General features: G+C 36.0%; 3 protein-coding genes. All 3 read left to right on the top strand.

Annotated features, from left to right (window positions below):
• Positions 1-46: 46 nt before the first annotated feature.
• From OEZ61_RS07760 to OEZ61_RS07750, 3 genes are read left to right on the top strand one after another with little or no spacing between them, the layout of a single operon-like run.
• On the top strand, positions 47-526 hold the full coding sequence (locus OEZ61_RS07760) for a hypothetical protein (protein WP_263500544.1): 480 nt from the start codon (positions 47-49) through the stop codon (positions 524-526).
• Positions 468-743 (top strand): hypothetical protein, encoded by a 276-nt coding sequence (locus OEZ61_RS07755; protein ID WP_140968166.1) that lies wholly within the window; start codon positions 468-470, stop codon positions 741-743. Before OEZ61_RS07760 ends, OEZ61_RS07755 begins: the two co-directional genes overlap by 59 nt.
• Complete coding sequence (locus OEZ61_RS07750) at positions 744-4,883, top strand: phage tail tape measure protein (RefSeq protein WP_290047319.1); 4,140 nt, start codon at positions 744-746, stop codon at positions 4,881-4,883.
• Positions 4,884-5,023 lie beyond the last annotated feature (140 nt).

Here is a 5,023-nt window from a genome sequence, read left to right as displayed (position 1 = left end):
ATGCTTCAGCAGTTTAATCTTAATTAAAAAATAAGGGGAAATTATCATGGCAGAATTCTTAAATTCAGAAAGTTCAGAAATTCAATCAAGTTCAGCAGAAGTACAATCATCTGCTGTTGCAGAAAGTGCGGTTGCATCAAGTTCAGCATCTACTGATGTTGATACTTCACACATGCCTTTGGAAAAACGCACAAAGGTAACTGATGTTGATAGTCGTACTCGTGATTTAGAAATCACTGAAAAAGACGGAACAAAGATTAAAGTTCAAATCACATCACCTTCACTTCGTGATGCAGAAACTATTGACGCTAAGCGTTCAGTAGTTGTTGAAGAAGATGGAGAAACTTCCATTGTTCTAACACCTGCTAAGTTCCACGAAGCATTATTTAAGATGTTCAACAACAACTCATTACTAATCAACGACAAGGTTACTGATGATGTAATTGGTTGGGACTTCTTTGAACAACATGCAAAGGAAACTTACCACTGGTTCATGGATCAAGCTGAAACGTTTCTTACAGATTAGTTTAAAGACTTTATCTGAAAGAGCCGTAAAGTTCTACATCAATAATGACAGTAATGCCAATATTATGTGGAATGCATTTATTAATGGAGCAACTACTATTGATGCTGAAAAGATATCAAATATGAATGCTCCAGAGTTGTCTGTGTTTGTATATGCAATGAAAAAGAGAATTGAAAGTCAAAGAAATCTATATAGCGGTATGTTAGGAGGTGTTTAGATGGCTGATGTATCAAGAAGAGCGACAATTGAGATTCCGGTTAAGGTAGACCAGAAAGCAATTGATTCTTTTAATAAAGCACTAACTAAGATGACCAAGTCTGGCGGTAATGTTCAAAAGACAATGAATGGTTTATCAAAACAACTTGATAGCTTTACAAAATCATCATCTGATTTTGCAAAGAATTATAAGAGTACATTTGATAAAGTTAGCGAATCGAATAAACAAGCACTTGAATCAAGCAGAAAGTTTACCAATCAAGCAGTATCTGGAAATAACAGAGTTACCAAGTCGATTGAAAAGATGAAAGCAATTGATGATAGCGCAACAAAGTCATCAACATCTAACACCAATACACGTACTGATAACAATAATAGATTATCTAGATCACAATCTAAGTTAACTCAAACAGCAAGCTTATCAGTAGCCAAATTTAAACGTTTAAATGACGTTGGAGATAAGTTCTTAACAATTGGTAAATCAATGAGTCTTGTAACACTGGGACTTGGAGGAGCATTTATCAGTGGTGCTAAAAAAGCAGTTTCACTACAAAATGAATATGTAAAAATTAAGAACTTAGCCGTTACTGGTGGTGAAGCACAAGTTGAGGCTCAACGTAACGTTAATAAGATGCGTAAACTTGGTACTGATCTATCATTGCAATATGGTGTATCACAAGAAAAGATTGGTGCAGGATATGAAGAATTGATTAGACGTGGTTATTCAACTAACCAAACTCTAGCAACTCAAAAACAATTCCTACAAGCGTCAATTGCTTCTGGAGATGACTATACAGATGTTGTTCATAATGCCACTGCTGCTATTGAATCATTTGGTCTAAAGACTAATAATTCAAATCAAATGGCGGCTAATACTAAAACGGTATTAAACCAAATGGCATATGCTGCTGATTTAACTGCTACTGACTTTAGTGGAATGGGTGAAGCACTTAAATACGTTGGTGCAACAGCTCATAATGCTAATCAATCAATTGCTGAAACATCTAGTGCAATTGGTATCCTAAGTAATAATGGTATCGATGCGAGCCAAGCAGGTACTGGACTAAGACAGGTATTAAGTAGATTGGTTGCTCCTAAAAAGGGAGCATCTCAAAACGTGTTAAAGCAACTCGGATTATCTGCACAAGATTTTAGGGATGCTAAAGGAAACTTATTACCATTGCAAGATGTATTTAGTAAATTGAATGACAAGATGAAAGGAATGTCTAGTACAGATAGAGGTGCTATTTTTAATGCATTGTTCGGACAAACTGGACAACAAGCAGCAACCATCTTGTCAAACAATGTTAAGCAGTTAAAAGAGTTAAATGGACAAGTTGAAAAATCACAAAACCAGAATCATGGTAAGGGATATATAGCTGAGTTATCTGCTAAGAATGCTCAAACTGCTCAAGTTCAAATGAACAAGTTTAAAGAAGCAATGAGTCAGTTAAATATAACCTTTGCAAATGAATTATTACCAACGTTTACTAAAGTTGCTAATGGAATGAGTAATTTGATTGCTAAATTAGCAGCTGCACCAGGATGGTTAAAGAAAATCGTTGCATATGGAACAGTATTCGTAGCAGGCGTTGCACCTATTTCATTTATTATTGGATCACTTACAAAGGGTTTCGGTGCTATCGGATTAGCAATTGGGAAACTACGTAAGATGTTCACTGAACCTGTTTCTAAAACTATGGGTAATTCTATGGTTCAAGAATCAGGAAAGATGAGAACTGCTAGTGAAATTGCAGGTTCTGGTAATTCATCAAGTGAATTAGGTGATGGCTTACAAATGTCACGAGTTGAACGTAATGGTAGAAATATCAGCAAGATGACTAAATTTAAATCAATCTTTGGCGGTGTTGAAAAGACAGGAACTCGATTTGGTAAGGTTGGTAGTTTTGCTAAAATTGGTGGAACTGTTGCTCAAGATGCTACAAGAGTTGGCAGATTTGGTGGATTAACTCGTGGATTAGGAATGTTAGGTTCAAAAATACCATATCTTGATATTGCTGTCGCAGGTAGTCAGTTAATTGGTATGAACCATAAGAATGCAGGATCTAAAATTGGTTCAGCGGGTGGAATGCTCGGTGGAACACTTGGAGGTTCAGCATTAGGTGCTTCTATTGGTTCAGTTGTTCCAGGAATTGGAACTGCTGTCGGTGGATTTGCAGGTGGAGCTATTGGTGGCATTGCTGGTAGTTCTGCAGGTAAGTGGATTGGAAAGAAAATTCAAGCATCAATTCCTAACTTGAAAAAGTTGTTTCCAAAGGGAGCATTTAAACCATTTACAAGTGCATGGAATGCTGCTAAAAGTACTTTTAAATCAATTAAGAATACATTTAGCGGAACATTTAAAGCTATTAAAAAATCATTTAAGCCAGTTACTGATGGTTGGAATTATATGATGAAAGCTTTCCAATCAAAACAAGGTAAAAAGAACATTAATAGCCTTGTAAGTGTGTTCAAGTATCTATACAACCAAGCAAAGCCAATTTTTAAAGGCTTGTCTGTTGTATTTAAAGCAGCAATGAGCATTATTAAAGCAGTTGCAAAAGGTGTAGGAGCATTCCTAAAGAGCCTATTTAAAGGTGTCTTTAAAATTATTGGAAATGTATTTAAAGCATTTGCTGATGTATTTACAGGAAATTGGAAACATCTCGGTAAAGACCTTAAAGGTATCGTTGGCGGAGTTGTTGATATCCTAAAAGCGCCATTTAAAGGACTAGGTGCTTTCTTTGGAAGTATCTGGAAAGATATAAAGGGAGCATTTACATCTGGTTTAAACAGTGTAATTGGGTTCTTAAATGGTGGTATTAACGGTATTAATAAGCTATTAAGTTATGTAGGTGGTTCAGGTCATACAATTCCAACTATTAAATTTGCTTCTGGAACTTCTGGTTCAAAGCAAATTACAAAAGGCACACATGCTATGTTAAATGATGGTCATGATAGCCCAGAAACTGGTAACAAAGAACTCGCAATTCTACCTAACGGGAAAGCATTTATACCACAACAACGTAACTGGACTGGTTGGTTGCCTGCAGGAACTCAAATCTTAAATGCTAAGGAAACTAAGGCTTTTATGAATTCACAAGGCATTGAACACTATGCCGGTGGAGGTATTATTGGTGGAATTGAAAGTTTCGCTAGTTCAGCAGGTAAGAAAGTTAAATCTTTTGCAGGTTCTGCAGTTAAGGTAGCTAAATCAATTGGTGGAAAAGTTGTTGATGATGCCGAGGCTATTGGTAATGCAATTGCTCATCCTATCAAAACTGTTATGAGTATGTTTGGTGGCTTTACTAGTAAAATTCCAATAATCAGTGATTTTGGTGGTGGAATTATTAATAAAGCTAAGGATCTAATTGCTAGTTGGTTTAAAAAACAAACTGACGATGGTGGTAGTTCTAACCCAGGCGGTTCTGGCGTCCAAAGATGGAAACCATCTGTAATTAAAGCTTTAAGTGCTTTAGGATTGAGCACATCAGGCGATATGGTAAATAGGGTATTGAGACAAATCAATACAGAGTCTGGTGGTAATCCTAATGCAGTTGGTGGTACGGATGGACTATCTGATGGTAGAGCAATGGGGTTAATGCAAGTTAAACCTGGAACTTTTGCAGCTTATGGTAAGCCAGGATTAGGTGGTTGGAATAATGGATATGCATCTATTTATGCAGGTCTAAATTATGCCAGACACCGTTATGGAGATAGCTTAAGCTTCTTAGGTAATGGACATGGATATGCAAATGGTGGTTGGAGTTCTCAACCTGCTGTATTTGGAGAATATCCAGGACAACCCGAAGTAGCAATTAATCCAAAACGAAAATCAGCAGATAGATTAATTATGGAGGCAATTAGTGCAAGAGCTAAGTCAGATGGAACATCACCATTTGCTAAGTTAATGCAAAGTAAATCTGAAAAGACTAAACGTAATGGATTAGTTTCAATGGCTAATTCATTGATTAGTAAGTCAAGTCGTGGATTACAACAGCCACAAATTAATATGAATGTTGAAATCAATATTAATGGTAATGCTGATTCAGCAACCATTAATCAATTACCAAGCAAGTTACAACAAGCTGTAGAGCAAGCTGTACAACGCATGGCACATAATGCACTTGGGAAAATATAGAAAAGGAGCTAGTTGGGAACTGAAGTTATAATATTGAACAGATAAATAAAAGCACTTTCGATAAAATGATTATTTTAATTTGATAAAATAACATAATTCGGAGGTGTTTTTTGTATGGCTAATAATAGATATTCATATGA

The sequence above is a fragment of the Apilactobacillus sp. EABW-1NA genome (assembly GCF_030398685.1).
Classification (GTDB): Bacteria; Bacillota; Bacilli; order Lactobacillales; family Lactobacillaceae; genus Apilactobacillus; species Apilactobacillus waqarii.
The sequence above is the reverse complement of the archived record's forward strand: the minus strand, read 5'-3'. Positions and strand labels throughout refer to the sequence as shown.